The organism is uncultured Acinetobacter sp. (genome assembly GCF_947626835.1).
In the GTDB taxonomy this organism is placed as follows: domain Bacteria; phylum Pseudomonadota; class Gammaproteobacteria; order Pseudomonadales; family Moraxellaceae; genus Acinetobacter.
Genome location: NZ_CANQTS010000006.1, coordinates 12708 through 30847, shown reverse-complemented (window position 1 = coordinate 30847; position 18140 = coordinate 12708). Strand labels below are relative to the sequence as shown.

Here is an 18140-nt window from a genome sequence, read left to right as displayed (position 1 = left end):
TTCAATGTCGCATCAAGCCCAAATACACTAGAACATTAAAATAAAATCTGTCACTATTCATGCCATAGACATCCACTTGGGTGAATCGTGAATCTACAGTTTTGAGGTTGTAAGATGGATGAGAACAAAAGCAAAGCCCTTAATGCGGCTTTAAGCCAAATTGAAAAACAGTTTGGTAAAAATACAGTGATGCGCTTGGGTGAAAACACCGTACAAGCGGTAGAAGCCATTTCAACCGGCTCGTTGACATTGGATATCGCCCTTGGGATTGGCGGTTTGCCTAAAGGTCGTATTATCGAGATTTACGGTCCTGAATCTTCTGGTAAAACCACCATGACTTTGCAAGCCATTGCCGAGTGTCAAAAAGGAGGTGGTACCTGTGCCTTTATTGATGCCGAACATGCACTTGATCCACAATATGCGCGTAAATTAGGCGTTGATATTGACAATTTGTTAGTGTCACAGCCTGACCACGGTGAGCAAGCACTAGAAATTGCCGATATGTTAGTACGCTCAGGCGCAGTTGACATGATCGTGGTGGATTCCGTGGCTGCACTAACCCCACGTGCGGAGATTGAAGGCGAAATGGGCGACTCGCATATGGGTCTACAAGCACGTCTTATGAGCCAAGCTTTACGTAAAATCACAGGTAATGCCAAACGCTCAAACTGTATGGTGATCTTCATTAACCAAATTCGTATGAAGATTGGTGTGATGTTTGGTAGCCCAGAAACCACCACAGGTGGTAATGCATTAAAATTCTATGCTTCGGTACGTTTAGATATCCGTCGTATTGGTCAAGTCAAAGAAGGCGATGAAATCATTGGCTCGGAAACCAAAGTCAAAGTGGTGAAAAACAAAATGGCACCGCCATTTCGTGAAGCGCTGTTCCAAATCTTATATGGCAAGGGTGTTAACCACTTAGGTGAATTGGTTGATTTAGCAGTACAGCAAGACATCGTACAAAAAGCCGGTGCGTGGTACTCTTACCAAGGCAGCAAAATTGGTCAAGGTAAAAATAACGTGATTCGTATGTTAGAAGAAAACAAGCCAATGGCAGAAGAAATTGAGCGCCTGATTCGCGAACAACTTTTAACCACCAATCAAGTACCCGCCGATGATGATCAAGACCCTGAATTAGCACCGGCTAAATAAATAACACCACTACCAAGACGCCCTTCGGGGCGTTTTTGTTATGCTGAGGATCTCAAATGAGCGATGCTAAATTCAACAAAATCATTGACTATGATGCCTTAAAACAAGCCTATGGTGACACAGAGGCAGCAACTGCTTCAGGCTATGATGCCTTAAGCTTCTCAGATACTCAAAAACCCAAAACTGAACGCAGTTTACTCAAAGGCTCACGTTTACGCTCTTATGCCTTTGCCGTCTTAACGCGTAAAGAATATTCCAAAGTAGAGCTGATTGAAAAATTAGCCCTATATGCTGAAAGTCGTGATGAAGTGATTGAATTGGTCGAAGAACTTGCCACGCAACATTATCAAAGTGATCAACGGGTTGCTGAAACCGTGTTATCCAGTCAAAAGCGTAAAGGCAAAGGCCCTGCACGGATTAAATTGGCTTTAAAAAATAAGAAAATTGACAGTGATTTAATTTTAGAGGAAATGCAAGAAATTGATTGGGCAGAACAAGCTTACCAATTAAAACTGAAAAAATACGGTCTAGAGGTGACTAAAGATCCAAAGCTTAAAGCCAAGCAAATTCGGTTTTTACAATATCGAGGTTTTGATTTAGATACAATTTTTAAAGCGATCAGTCGGCGTGAGGATGACGAATAAAATATTGAGAGAATGTAATAATTATAAGAATATGGTGGCAACCCTACCAGCAAGACTCCGGCACATCATATTTCTATTACCGTTGCTACCTTCCGGTCCTGGCGGGGTTCATAGAGTACAATTGCGAAGTAACCGGCAGGGCTACCATTGCAAGACCGATTATAAAGATTTTCACACCACATGCAAGCTCTCACATGCCAAAAACCTAAAAAAGCTATCTAATTGATTAAATTAAAAACAATCTAGGGTTTGTAGGCTTTCGCCACCAACATTTTTCTACACAATACTTGATAATCCACACCGCATGCACTTGCTTTTCTTATATCATGTGTTTTTAATGAGCTAAGCTCTTTTTAACCTGATATGGATATACAACGTCATGCTCTATAAGCATTTCTTATTCACCACTGCCCTGCTCATGAGTGGTGCAAGTTTGGCCAATATTCCCATTGAGTCACATGGTCTGAGCCAACAAAATACTCAGATCATGACACCACTTGCCACCCATACAGGTGTAGACACCGTGGCAACTAATATGAATTGGCAATTGATTCAAAAAAACCAGCAACTCGAAACTGAGTTACGTACCCTACGTGGCAAGATTGAAGAACTAGAAAATGCCAATGACAAGCTCAATCATGAACTCAATAACCGTTACACGGATCTTGATCAACGTTTAGAGCTGCTACAACAAAAACTAGATGCCAATGAAAACCAAGACACACCACAAGATGCCACCCCAGACAATACGGAGGATAACCAACAGGATACACCACCCAGTCTAATCACCCCTATAGCACCCGAACCACTCAATCCTGCACCTGTCATTACGCAAAATAATTATGATAACGAGCTTGATCGTGCAGCGTATACCATTGCTTTAGAAGCCTATAAGCAAGGTGGTGCCAAAAAAGCCATTGATCCCATGCGTAATTTTATTAAAAACCACCCCAATAGTATTTATGTAAGTAATGCTTATTTTTGGATGGGTGAATTTTATTTAGCGCTTGAGCCTGTGAATTATAAACGTGCTCAAGCCAATTATGCTGAGGTGGTCAATCGCTTTCCACAATCCGCTAAAGCGGCAACCGCTATATATCGCTTATATAGCATGGCAAAAAATGTAGATCAAAATATACAACTGGCTACCCAATACGCAGATATGCTTAAAAATAACTATCCAAAATCTGAAGAAGCTGGTTTTTTAAAATAAAAAAGACACCCTCAGGTGTCTTTTTTATTTTAAGTATCTTTAGCGTACAATACCACGCTCAGACTGTTCAATTGAATCAACGAACAAAGCCACTTCAGCATGCTGAGGTAATAAATCTGCTCGAATTTTTTCCAAAGCCTGCTCTTTGGTAAGACCCGCTTTGTAGACCAATTTAAATGCTTCACGCAAGGCTTGAATCACATCTTTTGACCAACCTTTACGACGCATCCCTTCAAAATTCATCGCAAATGCATGGGCAGGATTACCTGAAGCCATAACATAAGCCGGCACATCTTTCACGATTAAAGATGCAGCCCCCACCATACTATAAGAACCAATCTTACAGAATTGATGAATCCCAGAGTTGCCACCCAAGATCACATAATCACCGACATGTACATGACCTGCCACGCCCACGTTGTTGGCCATAATATTATGACTACCGACTACACAGTCATGTGCAATATGAGTATTGACCATCAGTAGGTTATGACTGCCAATCTTCGTTAAGCTTTGATCTTGTACCGTACCACGATGCAAACTGCAATGTTCACGAATGGTATTATGATCCCCGATTTCCAACCAAGTTTCTTCGCCATTATATTTCAAATCTTGACAAACTTCGCCCACGCTTGCGAACTGAAAAATTTCATTATGCTCGCCAATACGGGTGTATCCTCCCACCACAACGTGGGAGTGCAATTTGGTGCCGGCACCAATAGTGACCTGCGGACCAATAATACAGTAAGGACCGATTTGCGCATCAGCTGCAATAACAGCCGATGCATCAATAATAGCGGTTGGATGGATTAAATCGGGATTACTCATGCCTGCTCTGTTTTCTGATGCGAAATCATAATTTCCGCTGTGGTTGCAACGACGCCGTCAACCATGGCTGTACAATTGTACTTGTAAATGCCACGTTTTTGCATCACCAACTCTGATTTTAATACAAGTTGGTCGCCGGCTACGACTTGTTTTTTGAAACGAACGCGCTCAGCACCCGCAAATAAGAACAAAGAACCTGCAGTTGGCTTCTGATCGTTCATAATAAAACCAAGAATACCTGAAACTTGTGCCAGCGCCTCAACAATTAAGACACCCGGCATAATTGGATATTCAGGAAAATGGCCTTGCAAAAATTCTTCGTTAATCGATACATTTTTATAACCGACGATACTATTGTCTGTTACTTCAACCACACGATCAACCAATAAGAATGGGTAACGATGTGGTAAGTATTCACGAATGGTTTGAATCGTCATTGGCAATTCAACTTTCGAGAATGCTGGAGCATTTGACTCTGTCATCATATTCATATTTATTTACGCAATTTTAAAGTTGATTCAAGGGACTCAATTTGAGTCTGCATATGATCAAGTTTTTTCATAACTTGGGTCAATGGCACATCTGCTAATTGTCTGAGGCGAACAACTGTACGTTTCCATTGTTGATTCGGTAAGATGCCTGTACCTGACGAATAACTGCCTGACTCAGAAATATTATTTGTGACCATTGACATTGCAGTTAAAGTCACGTTGTCAGCAATATTTATATGGCCTACAACCCCAACAGCCCCAGCCAACACACAGTTTTTGCCAATTGTGGTGCTACCAGCAATAGCACTTTTGGCGGCAATGGCGGTTCCTGCACCAATTTTCACGTTATGTGCGATTTGCACAAGGTTATCAATAATCACCCCATCTTCAATTACAGTATGATCAAGCGCGCCACGATCTACACTGGTATTTGAACCAATACGTACGTCATTGCCAATACGCACCGAGCCCAATTGCGCAATACGATGCCATTTACCTTGATAAGGTGCAAAACCAAAGCCTTCACTGCCAATGACCGTATTGGCATGAATACGCACTCGATCGCCTAAATGGCTTTCACCGGTAATGGTCACATGAGCATCAATAAAACAGTCTTTGCCAATTTCGACAAAATCGTCAATTTTGACATGCGATTGAATAATGGTGTTGTCACCAACCACACAATGCTCACCAATCACCACATAATGCCCAATATAGGCACTATCTGAAATGATGGCTGAAGGATCAATCTGTGCCGTGCTTTCTATACCACGTTTGCTGTGTTTACGTTCAAACACATGCGTTAAGATCGCAAAAGCTAGGTAAGGATTCGCCACTACAATATAATTTCCCTCGGGTGGCAATTGCTCACGTAAGGCTGCAGTGACAATTAATGCACCTGCTTGAGAAGTTTTAGCTTGTGCTAAGTATTTATCACCGTTGACAAAACCAAGCTGCTGAGCTTGTGCTTGATCGAGGCTTGCCAAACCCACTAGGGTCAGATCAGCTTGCCCGATCCACTCGCCATGTACACGGCGAGCTAAATCTTGCAGGGTAAAGACTGAATGATTCATATATTATTTAATTGCATTAACCTTTTGAATCATTTTATCAGTTAAATCAGCTTTTACCTCATAAGCAAGTACAGCATTTTTATTTAATACCAGATCCAGTTTATTTTCTAAACGTAATTGCTCAGCAGTCGCTTTCAAACGTGCATCGAAGGTTTTATTGACGTTTTGCATACTGCTTTGTACGGTATTTTGCACTTGCTGTTGCAATGTTGCTAACTGTTCAGCCTTAGCATCAAAATCCTTGGCGAGTTTTTCACGCTCGACTGCAGTTTTTGCAGCTTGACCCTTTTGCTGAATTACGTTGAGGTCCTTTTGCAATTGCTCAATTTGCATGGTTTGCGGCTTAATGGTGTTTTGCAAGGTCACATTTTGCTGTTTCAGGTAAGTACTACTTTGTACCACCTTTTGTAAATCTACAACAGCATAGTCATCAGCATGGGCGATATTTAGACTGAAGGTCGCTAAAGCCACGATCAATATTTTTTTCATTGTTATGTCCTAAATTTGAGGTCGTCCTTAGAAGGTACGACCGATCTCAAATTGAATATTCTTGGTTTCGTCGCCATCTTTTTCATTGAGTGGGAACGCGTAGCTCAGTGATAACGGACCAATCATGGTAATCCAAGTAAAGCCAACACCCACCGAATAACGCATATTTTCTAAGTCAAACTCATAGTTGTCTGTACAGAGTTTTTGATCACGCGGATCATTCGGTACATCACAAGAGGTGTCAAAGACTTGTGCACCTTCAGCAAACACGACAGGACGCATTTGACTGGTCCAATCTCCCTTAAATGGCAATGGAACAACTAATTCTGTACCAAATTGAACTAAGGCATTACCCCCAACTTCTTCATAGTACGGGTTTGAATTTGGCTCGCCAGCAGCTTGTTGATTTGAATCAAATTGAGTAATGTATTTGGGACCGAGTGTACTGTTTTCATAGCCACGTACTGAACCATAACCGCCGGCAAAGAAGTTCTTATAAAATGGCAGATCATTACCATAGCCAAGCTTACCATAGCCACGTAACACAAAATCTCGACCTAAAGGCAAGAAGGTTTGAGCTTCATAAGTAATTTTTTGGTATTCAGCATCACCACCGGGTAAAGCCACTTCTGCATTCACACGATGCAATGAACCTTGGGTTGGGAACATTGGACGATTCAATGTGTTATATGACCAACCTAAGTTGATATTGTAGGTCAAAAAGCTATCTGTGCCTTGATCTTCTAGATAATCATACACATAGGTCGAAGCATATGGACCTGTAGAGATATCCGTTTGATCCAGATTTAAACCAAAACTAATACTTTGATTTTCATCAATTGGATAACCTAAAGTTAAGCCACCACCAATACTGTCTGTTACATAATTATTGACGTTATAGTCATCATCAAGCTTGGTTTTACGGTAATACATGTTGTAACCGCGACGTACCCCATCAATGGTAAAGTAAGGGTCGGTTACGCTTAAGTTGTAATAGTCTTGTGTTTCAGAGCGAGATAAATCAATTGCAACACTATTACCTGTCCCTAAGAAGTTGGTTTGACTTAAACCTGCTTGGAATGTGACACCACCAGTTTGCGAAAAACCCACCGCTAAAGTACTTGTGCCGGAATGCTGTTCTTCAACATTGACATTAATATCAACTTGATCTGGAACATTGGGCACACGTGCCAATTTCATGTCTACAGTTTTAAAGAAACCGGTACGCTCTAAACGGACTTTAGATAAATCAATTTTTTCGCTGCTGGCGAGTGCACCTTCCATCTGACGCATTTCACGGCGCAGAACTTCATCACCGGTTTTAATATTGCCGCTAAAGTTAATACGACGAACAGTAACTTGCTGCCCTGGATTAACGTAATAATTTAAGCCAACTGTTTGGTTTTCGTTGTCAATTTGCGGAACCACATTCACTTCAGCAAAGTAGTAACCTGCGTTGCTGTACTTGCGCTGCAGCAATTGCTTAACAGAATTGACTTTTTCTTGAGAGTAAGTCTGCCCCTCTTTATACAGCTGTAAAGCTTTAAGTTCTTCGGTACTATACAGTGCATCACCTAAGAACTTGGTTTCACCAAATTGAAACTTCTCGCCTTCAGTTACAGCCACTTCAATAAAGACATTTTTCTTATCTTCACTTAAGTTTAAGCTTGAATGGCTAATATCAAAATTAATGTAACCTTTGTTGAGATACAAAGCGCGCAATGCTTCTAAACTTGCCGCCATTTTCTCACGTGCATAGCGATCATTTTTAGATAAAATCGAATTCCAGCCACTTTCTTTAACTGCAAAAACACGTTTGATTTCATCATCATTAAATACGCTATTGCCAATTAAATTGATGTCAAAAACTTTAGCGGCTTTACCTTCAATAAACTCTAAGGTCACCGCGACACGATTATTTGGTTGCGGTGTACTGATCACTTTTACATCAGCATCATAACGACCTTGCTGCATGTACTGCTGTTCAAGTTCGGCTTCTACGGTTTGTAATAACGATTTTTTTAAGACCTGACCTTCAGCCAAGCCCATTTTAGATAAACCTTCAGTTAAGGCTTCTTTTGGAATCAGCTTATTGCCTTTAAGTTCAACACTTGAAATTAAAGGACGTTCGACCACTTGAAAACCAAGCACATCGTCTAAATGTGCCGTTTTAATATCGTCAAAATTTTCTGTGGCGTATAAAACACGAATTGCTTCTGCAATTGCAGCATCGTCAACACGCTGTCCCACTTGAATTGGCAGTGCGCTATAAACTTGCGCGGGGGTTAAACGTACCAGACCATCGACTTTAATGTCACGTACGACAAACTCTTGTGCTGCATATACTTGTGGTACTGCTGCCATTGCACTAATCAGTGCCAAAGGCATAAATAAATCTCTGTGCTGCATGCCAGTCTTTTCCGCTGTTAGTTTATTCCATTACGTTTTTATAAACGCATAAAGTCATTAAATAATGCCAGAAGCATCATACTTCCGAGCAGTACCATACCAATTTTTAAGCCAACTAATTGTATTTGTTCCGAAACAGGTTTACCCCGAAGCAGTTCAATAAAATAATAGACTAAATGTCCACCATCGAGCATAGGAATCGGTAATAAATTTAAAATACCCAAACTTACACTCATCAAAGCCATAAAGCCAATAAAGGTCTGCCATCCCATTTCAGCACTTTGACCTGCGACTTTAGCAATGGTAATTGGCCCTGATAAATTATCTAAGCCAATCAGTCCTTTCACCATTTTGACCATAGAGTTTAAGATCATACTGGAGATATGCACAGTTTTATCTGCAGCCATACCAAGTGCTTCGATTGGACTATATTGGATGGTTTGCTGATATTCATTTGGGATATGAATTTTACCCGGATCACTTTGAACACCAAGCATTCCAGTGACACGTCCCATGTTATCTCGTTTACCTTGCGGCATGACCTCAAGCATTACGGTTTTATTATCGCGTAATACTTCAATCTTTAATAGCTTTTCAGGGGAAGCTTGTACTTTTTCAACCACTGCGTACCAATCAGGCATAATTACCCCATCAATGGCAATGATCTGATCACCCACTTGCATCCCTTGACGAATGGCTGCGCCATCTTCGGTCAGCTTAGACACTACAGCAGGAATTGAGGGTCTATAAGGTAAAAAGCCCAGTTCATCAAGCGGCGATTGGCTTTGATCTTTTAAAAAATTCTCAATCGGCAATTGAACATTTTGTGATTGTCCTGCACGATCAACATTTAAAGTAATATGTCCAGTCTCACCGGCACGATCAACCAAAGCAAAACTCAATTTTTCCCAATTTGGAGTTTGGGTTCCATCGACCGCTTGAATTTTATCTCCCACTTGTAACACATTGGCAGCCGGTGTGTTGTCTAAGACTTTACCTACTCGAGTGTTAAGTTGGGTTTGCTCTGGTAAAAATAACACCCAAAACAACAATACCGCAAAAACCAAATTGACCAATGGACCTGCTGCTACAATGGCAATTCTTTTCCAAGGATGTTGACGGTTGAAGGCTTTGGGTAAATCTTCGGCCGCTACGTTACCTTCACGCTCATCGAGCATTTTGACATAGCCACCCAAAGGCAAAGCCGAGAGTTGGTATTGAATCCCTGATTTTTTTGAGGTCCATTTCAGCAGTGTTGGCCCAAAACCAATCGAATACACTAAAACTTTGACACCAAGTTTTCGTGCCACAAAATAGTGTCCAAATTCATGAATCGCAATTAACGGCCCAAGCAACAAAATTGCCGCCACAATCATAAATAAGGCACTCATGTTTTAGCTTCCTATTTCAATATAATCAAACGCAACACGGCGCGCGTGTTGATCGGCGGCCAAAATTGCCTCAAGGGTATCTGCTTGAGCATAAGCAATTTGGTTTAAGGTATGCTCAACTACTTGTGGAATTTGTGTAAATTTAATTTGTTGTTGTAAAAATGCTGCCACTGCAATTTCATTTGCTGCATTGAGCAAAGTAGGTGCTGTACCACCGGCCTGCATTGCACAACGTGCCAGTTTTAAAGCAGGAAAACGTATCACATCTGGCGCTTGAAAATTCAGTTGTTGATGAATAAATAAATCCAAAGGTGGTACATGCGTGGTCAGACGCTCAGGCCATGCTAAAGCATGCGCAATGGGCGTACACATATCGGGATTACCCATTTGTGCTAAGGTTGAGCCATCTACATATTGCACCATCGAGTGAATAATACTCTCTGGATGCACGACCACAGTAATATAATCTTCTGAAACAGCAAATAAATGACACGCTTCAATCAATTCCAGACCTTTATTCATTAAGGTGGCTGAATCAACGGAAATTTTTTGCCCCATTGACCAATTTGGATGTTTGCAGGCTTGTGCCGGGGTTACATGGTGTAATTGTTCTAAACTGTGGTTTAAAAATGGACCACCTGAGGCGGTGAGTAGAATTTGTTTCACGCCAAGTTGTGGCTGTCCATTGCGTTTAGCATTGATGTAATCACTCGGTAAGCACTGAAAAATTGCATTATGTTCAGAATCTACCGGCAACAACAATGCGCCATACTCACGCGCCGCATTCATCATAAGATCGCCTGACATCACTAAGGCTTCTTTATTGGCAAGTAATACACGTTTGCCGGCTTTTACCGCAGCAAGGGTTGGCAATAAACCTGCAGCACCCACAATAGCAGCCATCACCACATCAACCGATGGATGTTCAGCTACGCTTATTAGACCTGCTTCACCACTTAAGATTTCAATATGATTCAGCTTTGCGTCACGGAGTTTTTGAGCCAATTCATCGACTTTATCTTGAGGGACAACGGCAATTTTTGGCTGATACTGTTTGCAAATCTCTACCAAGGCATCCATTCGGCTGTGTGCCGTGACTGCAAAGATAGAATATTGTTCAGGATGTTGTTGCAAAATTTTTAAGGTACTTTGACCAATTGAACCTGTAACACCTAAAATACAAACAGTTTGTGACATTTATAAATCTACGCCAGTAAGTTTTAAAATATAAAGCCCTGCTGCAAAAATCGGTGCAGCGGACAATAATGAGTCAATTCGATCTAAAACGCCACCATGCCCAGGTAAAATACGCCCTGAATCTTTAATGCCAGCACGGCGTTTAATCATCGATTCAAATAAATCCCCTAACACTGAGCTAAACACGGTAATTACAGACAAACCTAAGAACAGTGCATGTTCGAGTAAACTTAATTCTAAATACAACAATTCTACTGCAATCACAATCAGCATGGCGGTGACGACACCACCATATAACCCTTCAATCGACTTATTAGGACTCACCGATGGCGCAAGTTTTTTCTTACCCAGTTTACGCCCTACAAAGTAAGCCCCACTGTCAGCACCCCACACCAATAAAAACAGATACATCAACCACCAAGGTGAACTGCTCCATAGGCTATAGATCGCGGTAATCGCAGCCGCCACCAAAATCAAACCGATAATTTTTAAACTTGGATTGTACCAACCGTCATAGCTTGGATAAGATTTTACCCAATAAAGACTTAAACACCATGACATGATCGAGGCTGACCACAGTAAAATAATAATATCATTAAAATAAAGTGCTAAAGCAGATAAACCTGCTGTTAAAATTCCGTATCCATAAGCCAGTGGCTTATTGATCAGACGTTCTGCTTTTTGCGGCATGAGTTTATACCACTCATAGCCTGCAACCCCCGCAGCTGTCGTCATTAACACTAACATTGGATAAGGTGAAGTTGTCGCAAACATACTACACAATACAATTGCGACCAATACCAATGCGGTGATGATCCGCTCTAACATCGATTAATTCTCATTTTTCTCTAGTTGGATTTGCTCAGAAGTTTTACCAAAACGGCGTTCACGTCCAGCGAACACGTTAAAGGCATCTTGCAGCTCATCCACCGTAAACTCAGGCCAAAGTGTCTGAGTAAAATATAGTTCTGCATAAGCGGCTTGCCACAGCAAGAAATTGGACAGTCTAAAATCCCCACCGGTGCGAATTAATAAATCCACAGGCGGCAAATCAGACATACTGATATATTGAGCAAAGCTTTCAGTATTAACGTCATCTAAGCTCAGTTTATTATTTACAACATCTGCTGCCAATTGCTTTGCAGCTTCTGCCATGTCCCACATCCCACCATAGCTTACTGCAATGCACAACGTCATTTCAGTAAATTGTGCCGTACGTTGCTCTGCATAAGCCATCAAATCACGCAATTGTGGCGAAAGACGCGCGCGATCCCCAATAAAACGTAAGGAAATTTCAAATTTTTCCATACGTGGGATTTGTTCGTGAATGGTGTCTTCAAGCAGTTTCATCAGCAAATCAACTTCAAATTGCGGACGATTCCAATTTTCACTTGAAAAAGCAAAAACCGTCAGCGCACGAATTTTCTCTTGACGGCAATATTCAACAATCGGATCAAGGACGGTTTTCCCTTCTCGATGGCCATCGCCTTTTTGCATCTGATTTTTTTTGGCAAAACGATTGTTGCCATCCATAATGATGGCAACATGTTTCGGAAGAGGTGTGATGTCTTCAGCGGTCATTGATTAGACCTTCATCAATTCAGCTTCTTTCGCAGCTAAACGTTTGTCTACTTCTGCTACATATTTATCTGTGATTTTTTGAACATCATCACTTGCACGACGCTCATCATCTTCTGAGATTTCTTTGTCTTTTAATAAAGCCTTGAAATCACCCAATACATCACGACGAATGTTACGAATCGCAACTTTGGCATTTTCTGCTTCAGTACGCGCCACTTTTTGCATATCTTTACGGGTTTCTTCAGTTAACGCTGCCAGTGGAACACGAATTGCGTCTGCTGTGATTGGGTTTAAACCTAAATCTGATTCACGAATAGCTTTATCAATGGCAGCCACCATATTACGCTCAAACGGTTGTACCAATAGGGTACGTGAGTCTTCAACACCTACGTTTGCCACTTGGTTTAAGGGTACATCAGAGCCGTAATATGGCACCATCACACCATTTAAGATTGACGGATGCGCACGTCCCGTACGAACCTTGTTAAAACCTTGTTCTAAAGATTCTAAAGACTTCTGCATGCGAACTTCAGCGTCTTTTTTCAGATCGTTAATCATATGATCTTCCTGAGTAAATTCTAAAATAAAAACTAGTATAAAGTGCTTTAGCGCACACGTCATTAATTGGTGACGTGTGTGCCTTCTTTCTCGCCCATGACCACAGACAATAAAGCGCCTGATTTGTTCATATCAAACACTTGTAATGGCACATTGTGATCACGACATAAACAAATTGCCGTTAAATCCATCACCCCTAATTTTTCATCTAACACTTGGTCAAATGTTAAGGTGTCATATTTAACTGCATCGTCATGTTTGCTTGGATCTTTATTGTAAACGCCATCAACTTTAGTGGCTTTTAAAATCAAGTTGGCTTCAATTTCAATACCGCGTAAGCATGCTGCTGTATCGGTGGTAAAGAATGGATTACCTGTACCTGCCACAAATACACAGACTTCACCATTGTTTAAATGACGAATTGCATCACGGCTGGCATAAGACTCCACCACAGTACCAATCGGCAATGCTGACATTAAACGGGTTTTAATGTTACGACGTACCAAAGCATCACGTAGTGCTAAACCATTCATCACTGTTGCAAGCATGCCCATTTGGTCGCCTGTTACACGACCTACCAAGCCATCTTTTTGCAATTGGCTACCACGGTATAAGTTACCACCACCGACAACAATACCCACTTGCACGCCTAAGCCCACAAGGTGTGCAATCGCCAAAGACATTTGGTCTAAGACTTGTGCATCAATCCCCATGTCTTTGTTACCGGCTAATGCTTCACCCGAAAGTTTCAGCAAAATACGGCCATAACGTGGATTTTTAGAATCAGTTAGCATGTGAATAAACTCCAAAGTTAATCTTGTTATCGGTATGGGTTAAGCTTTAATACGAATCAGCTTGGCGTACAGGTCGTATTCATCTGCATCGGTAATTTCAACTTCAAGTAAATCACCCGATTTAATTAAGCTCTTATCGATGTCTTCAACAAAAACGTTGCCATCAATTTCTGGGGCATCTGCATATGAGCGCGCCACAGCCACTGGGAATTCGTCTTCTAAATCATCCACAAGTACTGTCATGGTTTGACCAATACGTTTTTGCAATTTCGCCGCAGAAATTTCTTGCTGCACTTGCATAAAACGCTCATAGCGCTCTTGTTTGATCTCTTCTGGCACATGATCTGGTAAATCATTTGCCGTCGCACCTTCAACAGGTGAATAAGTAAAACAACCCACGCGATCAAGATCTGCTTCTTTGAGCCAATCGAGCAACATTTGGAAGTCTTCTTCAGTTTCGCCTGGGAAGCCCACCACAAAGGTTGAACGAATTACAAGATCAGGACATTTTTCACGCCATACTTTTAAACGCTCTAAAGTATTTTCACTGTGCGCAGGACGCTTCATCAGTTTTAAAATCTTAGGGCTAGCATGTTGGAATGGAATATCCAAATACGGCAAGATTTTGCCTTGTGCCATTAAGTCAATGACCGCGTCCACATGTGGGTATGGATAAACATAATGTAAACGTACCCAAATACCGAGTTGACCTAAAGCTTCACACATGTCGAAGAATTTAGTTTTGACCGGTTGACCATTCCAAAAGTCTAATTTGTATTTGGTATCAACGCCGTATGCAGAAGTGTCTTGGGAGATCACGAGCACTTCTTTTACACCGGCTTTTTTCAGTGCTTGTGCTTCAGACAGCACAGAACCTACAGGACGAGAGACTAAATCGCCACGCATGCTCGGGATAATACAGAAAGTACAACGGTGGTTACAGCCTTCTGATATTTTTAAATAAGCATAATGTTTTGGCGTTAAGCGAATACCTTGCTCAGGCACTAAGTCAATAAATGGATTATGTTTTGGCGGTTCAGGTACATATTGATGAACCGCATCCATGACTTCTTCATAAGCAGCAGCGCCAGTGACTTTTAAGACATTGGGGTGCATTTGACGAATTTTATCTTCATCTTTACCCAAACAACCTGTTACGATCACACGACCATTCGCGCTCATGGCTTCGCCAATTGCGTCTAAAGACTCTTGTACTGCAGATTCAATAAAACCACAGGTATTAACAACGACTAAATCAGCACCGTCATAATCTGATGCTACATCATAACCTTCAGTCTTTAACTGAGTTAGAATTCGTTCAGAATCGACCAATGCCTTAGGACAACCTAAAGAAACAAAACCGACTTTGGGGGATTTCATGAATCTGCGCTCCACTAGAATGGGCGTATTGTATGTCTTTTCTGTCTATAAAAATAGTTGCTTCAAGCACTCTTTGCATAATGCACCAAAATACAACCATTATTTCAACAATATAAACCCCTATGCACCATTTTGGTTCAAAAACACTTTACCAGCTGCTTTGAATTGGGTATATCTTTTTGACTTCAGAACAATTTAAGCGCAGCCGTTTGTCTTGAACTACCCAATGTGTCGCACTTTTTAAAAAGTTGGCGCGTATCTTGCTTAAACTGCCTCAATTCAGCACTTTTATTTCGAAAATAAGGGTTTTAGACCACTATTGCTGCGCTATTTTTATACAGGACTGTACCTCACATGGATCAACCCAACCAAATTGATTACCGCCTTTTAGTGGACAATATGACCACGGCAATTTTATTGGCTGATCGTCATCTGAATATTTTTTATTTAAATTCAGCTTGTGAAGCCTTGTTTGATGTCAGCTTATTACGTGCCTCCGGTCAACCCGTGCTGAATTTACTCCATCGTCCTAATGATGAATTCCATACCGAAGATGCACTGAAAAACACTTTAACCACTGGCCAACCCTATACGCGCCGCGAAGCCACCATTACCGTGAATTTTAAAGACATTCATGTTGATTACACCGTATCGGCTTTAAATTACGATAAACCGTATCATCCTTTATTAATTATTGAGCTTAATCCACGCGATCGTATGCTAAAAATTTCTAAAGAAGAGCACTTTATTCAGCAACATCAAGTGGCACGCCAACTGATTCGTGGTGTAGCGCATGAAATTAAAAATCCATTGGCGGGAATTCGTGGGGCAACTCAGTTATTGGCACGTAGTTTAAACGATCCCCAATATACCGAATTTACGGATATTATTATTAATGAAGTCGATCGTTTAAGAAACTTAGCCGACACCATGCTCGGTTCACGCCAATTGCCAAGTTACCAACCCGTCAATATTCATGAACCACTTGAACGGGTGCGCTCGTTAATTGCCAATCAAACCAAAAAACGGGTCAAACTCACCCGCGATTACGATTTATCCTTACCAGAGGTGTTGGCCGATCGTGATCAACTGATTCAAGTGATGCTCAATATCAGCGTCAATGCTGTACAGGCCATGAATGAAAATAAAGAATTTTTTGTTGATACCCAGCCTGAACTGATTTTAAGAACCCGTATTCAACGCTTAGTCACCATTAATGGTGTCATTCATCGTTCTATGGTGCGGATTGATATTGAAGACAATGGACCAGGGGTACCTGAAGACATTGTTGAATCGGTGTTTTATCCATTGGTCACTGGTCGTGCCGCAGGTACAGGCCTAGGCTTGAGCATTGCGCAAAATATTATGCATCAGCATCAAGGCATGATCGAATGTCAGTCGATGCGAGGCAAAACCACATTTAGCTTATATTTACCTTGGGAGTCAAACCATGTCGCGAAATAAAATTTGGGTGATTGATGATGATCGCGCCATGCGCTGGGTCTTGGAAAAAACCTTTAAAGAAGAAGGTTTAGATGTTACCAGTTTTGAAGAAGCACAATCTGCGCTTGATCAGCTGACCCAAGAAGCCCCAGATGTGATTTTAACCGACATTCGTATGCCGGGGATGGATGGTTTGGCCTTTTTAGGCAAAGTCAAAGCCAGTCATCCCGATTTACCGGTCATTATTATGACCGCACATTCAGATTTAGAGTCGGCAGTATCGAGCTATCAAACGGGCGCTTTTGAATACCTGCCTAAGCCTTTTGATATTGATGAAGCCTTAGCCTTGGTGAACCGTGCAATTTTGCATCTCAATAAATTACAACAACAAGAATCGGCTAAAACTGCGCCACCGATTCAGTCGACTGAAATTATTGGTGAATCACCTGCCATGCAGGAAGTATTTCGCGCGATTGGTCGTTTGTCGCAATCGCATATTACGGTACTGATTAACGGTGAATCAGGTACAGGTAAAGAGTTGGTGGCACATGCGCTGCATCGCCATTCACCGCGTAGTGCCAAGCCATTTATTGCTTTAAATATGGCCGCCATTCCCAAAGATTTAATTGAAACTGAATTGTTTGGGCATGAAAAAGGTGCCTTTACCGGTGCCAATACGCAACGTCAAGGGCGTTTTGAACAAGCCAATGGTGGGACTTTATTTTTAGATGAAATTGGCGACATGCCATTTGAAACCCAAACTCGCTTATTGCGTGTCTTGGCCGATGGTGAATTTTATCGTGTGGGCGGTCATATTCCTGTTAAAGTTGATGTACGCATTGTGGCGGCTACCCATCAAGATTTAGAAAAGTTGGTGCATGACGGTCGTTTCCGTGAAGATTTATATCACCGCCTGAATGTGATTCGCATTCATATTCCAAAACTGGCCCACCGTGCTGAAGATATTCCGATGTTGGCACAGCATTTCTTAGCTCGCGCTGGCAAAGAGTTGGGCGTGAGTCCAAAAATTTTACGCCGTGAAACGCAAGAATATATGCAGCAATTACCATGGCAAGGCAATGTACGTCAGCTTGAAAATACCTGTCGTTGGCTGACGGTGATGATCACCGGTCGTGAAGTATATCCTGAAGATTTACCTTCTGAACTTAAACAAATTCCGATTGATAAATTGGGTGAAGGTCAAGCTGCTTTGGATCGTTTGGCCATCCATCATTGGGATGAACTCTTGGCGCAGTGGGCGGTACAAAAACTTAAAAATGGCGAAATGAAAATTTTAGACATTGCCACACCTATGTTTGAACGCACCTTAATTAATGCTGCCCTGCAACAAACCCGCGGTCGTAAACGCCATGCTGCAGAGCTTTTAGGCTGGGGTCGCAACACCCTCACCCGCAAACTCAAAGAACTGGGCATGGACACTGCCGAAGATGAGATTGAAGAAGAAATTGACGGTTAAACAAAAAAGCACCCTAG

At 41.6% G+C, this 18140-nt stretch carries 17 protein-coding genes and 1 other RNA gene; 5 read left to right on the top strand and 13 right to left on the bottom strand.

Translation table 11 applies throughout. From position 1 onward, the window contains the following. Positions 1-114 precede the first annotated feature (114 nt). Positions 115-1155, top strand: coding sequence for a recombinase RecA (gene recA, locus Q0Z55_RS04635; RefSeq protein ID WP_297424809.1), 1041 nt, complete (start codon positions 115-117; stop codon positions 1153-1155). A gap of 56 nt (positions 1156-1211) precedes the next feature. Next, positions 1212-1799, top strand: coding sequence for a regulatory protein RecX (locus Q0Z55_RS04630; protein WP_297424807.1), 588 nt, complete (start codon positions 1212-1214; stop codon positions 1797-1799). Positions 1800-1840: 41 nt separating this feature from the next. Here the strand turns inward: Q0Z55_RS04630 and ffs are convergent. Further along, an RNA gene (gene ffs / locus Q0Z55_RS04625) (signal recognition particle sRNA small type) lies at positions 1841-1937 on the bottom strand. Positions 1938-2178: 241 nt separating this feature from the next. Here ffs and Q0Z55_RS04620 point away from each other — a divergent pair. Further along, entirely contained in the window at positions 2179-3012 is an 834-nt protein-coding gene (locus tag Q0Z55_RS04620; protein ID WP_297424804.1) for a YbgF trimerization domain-containing protein, read from the top strand. 39 nt (positions 3013-3051) lie between these two features. Here Q0Z55_RS04620 and lpxA read toward each other — a convergent pair whose 3' ends face one another. The 12 genes from lpxA to rimO all read right to left on the bottom strand — a co-directional run bounded on the left by lpxA (position 3052) and on the right by rimO (position 15203). Continuing rightward, a complete protein-coding gene (gene lpxA, locus Q0Z55_RS04615) occupies positions 3052-3840 on the bottom strand; it encodes an acyl-ACP--UDP-N-acetylglucosamine O-acyltransferase (RefSeq protein ID WP_297424801.1) in 789 nt (262 codons plus the stop codon). Continuing rightward, entirely contained in the window at positions 3837-4322 is a 486-nt protein-coding gene (gene fabZ, locus Q0Z55_RS04610; protein WP_297425027.1) for a 3-hydroxyacyl-ACP dehydratase FabZ, read from the bottom strand. Before fabZ ends, lpxA begins: the two co-directional genes overlap by 4 nt. A gap of 11 nt (positions 4323-4333) precedes the next feature. Then, the gene (lpxD, locus tag Q0Z55_RS04605) at positions 4334-5404 is read right to left on the bottom strand and encodes a UDP-3-O-(3-hydroxymyristoyl)glucosamine N-acyltransferase (RefSeq protein WP_297424797.1); all 1071 of its coding nucleotides are present in this window, start codon (positions 5402-5404) and stop codon (positions 4334-4336) included. Positions 5405-5407: 3 nt separating this feature from the next. After that, positions 5408-5893, bottom strand: coding sequence for an OmpH family outer membrane protein (locus tag Q0Z55_RS04600; protein WP_297424794.1), 486 nt, complete (start codon positions 5891-5893; stop codon positions 5408-5410). A 27-nt stretch (positions 5894-5920) separates the two neighbouring features. Next, positions 5921-8302 carry an outer membrane protein assembly factor BamA gene (gene bamA / locus Q0Z55_RS04595; RefSeq protein ID WP_297424791.1) on the bottom strand — a complete coding sequence of 794 codons (2382 nt, stop codon included), beginning with the start codon at positions 8300-8302 and terminating at the stop codon, positions 5921-5923. A gap of 38 nt (positions 8303-8340) precedes the next feature. Next, positions 8341-9693 carry an RIP metalloprotease RseP gene (gene rseP / locus Q0Z55_RS04590; RefSeq protein WP_297424788.1) on the bottom strand — a complete coding sequence of 451 codons (1353 nt, stop codon included), beginning with the start codon at positions 9691-9693 and terminating at the stop codon, positions 8341-8343. 3 nt (positions 9694-9696) lie between these two features. Then, a complete protein-coding gene (gene ispC / locus Q0Z55_RS04585) occupies positions 9697-10890 on the bottom strand; it encodes a 1-deoxy-D-xylulose-5-phosphate reductoisomerase (protein ID WP_297424785.1) in 1194 nt (397 codons plus the stop codon). Then, positions 10891-11718 carry a phosphatidate cytidylyltransferase gene (locus Q0Z55_RS04580; RefSeq protein WP_297424782.1) on the bottom strand — a complete coding sequence of 276 codons (828 nt, stop codon included), beginning with the start codon at positions 11716-11718 and terminating at the stop codon, positions 10891-10893. A 3-nt stretch (positions 11719-11721) separates the two neighbouring features. Continuing rightward, positions 11722-12471 carry a polyprenyl diphosphate synthase gene (gene uppS, locus Q0Z55_RS04575; RefSeq protein WP_297424779.1) on the bottom strand — a complete coding sequence of 250 codons (750 nt, stop codon included), beginning with the start codon at positions 12469-12471 and terminating at the stop codon, positions 11722-11724. A 3-nt stretch (positions 12472-12474) separates the two neighbouring features. Next, positions 12475-13029, bottom strand: a complete 555-nt coding sequence (gene frr / locus Q0Z55_RS04570; RefSeq protein ID WP_297424776.1) for a ribosome recycling factor — start codon at positions 13027-13029, stop codon at positions 12475-12477. A 62-nt stretch (positions 13030-13091) separates the two neighbouring features. Then, positions 13092-13823: a UMP kinase gene (gene pyrH / locus Q0Z55_RS04565; protein ID WP_297424773.1), complete on the bottom strand. Its 732-nt coding sequence runs from the start codon at positions 13821-13823 to the stop codon at positions 13092-13094. A 39-nt stretch (positions 13824-13862) separates the two neighbouring features. Further along, the gene (gene rimO, locus Q0Z55_RS04560; protein WP_297424770.1) at positions 13863-15203 is read right to left on the bottom strand and encodes a 30S ribosomal protein S12 methylthiotransferase RimO; all 1341 of its coding nucleotides are present in this window, start codon (positions 15201-15203) and stop codon (positions 13863-13865) included. A gap of 354 nt (positions 15204-15557) precedes the next feature. Here rimO and glnL point away from each other — a divergent pair, with 354 nt between their 5' ends. Together glnL and glnG are read left to right on the top strand one after the other, a co-directional pair. Then, on the top strand, positions 15558-16667 hold the full coding sequence (gene glnL, locus Q0Z55_RS04555; RefSeq protein WP_297424767.1) for a nitrogen regulation protein NR(II): 1110 nt from the start codon (positions 15558-15560) through the stop codon (positions 16665-16667). Then, positions 16654-18123: a nitrogen regulation protein NR(I) gene (glnG, locus tag Q0Z55_RS04550; protein ID WP_297424764.1), complete on the top strand. Its 1470-nt coding sequence runs from the start codon at positions 16654-16656 to the stop codon at positions 18121-18123. The genes glnL and glnG overlap by 14 nt, the downstream gene beginning before the upstream one ends. Positions 18124-18140: the final 17 nt, after the last annotated feature.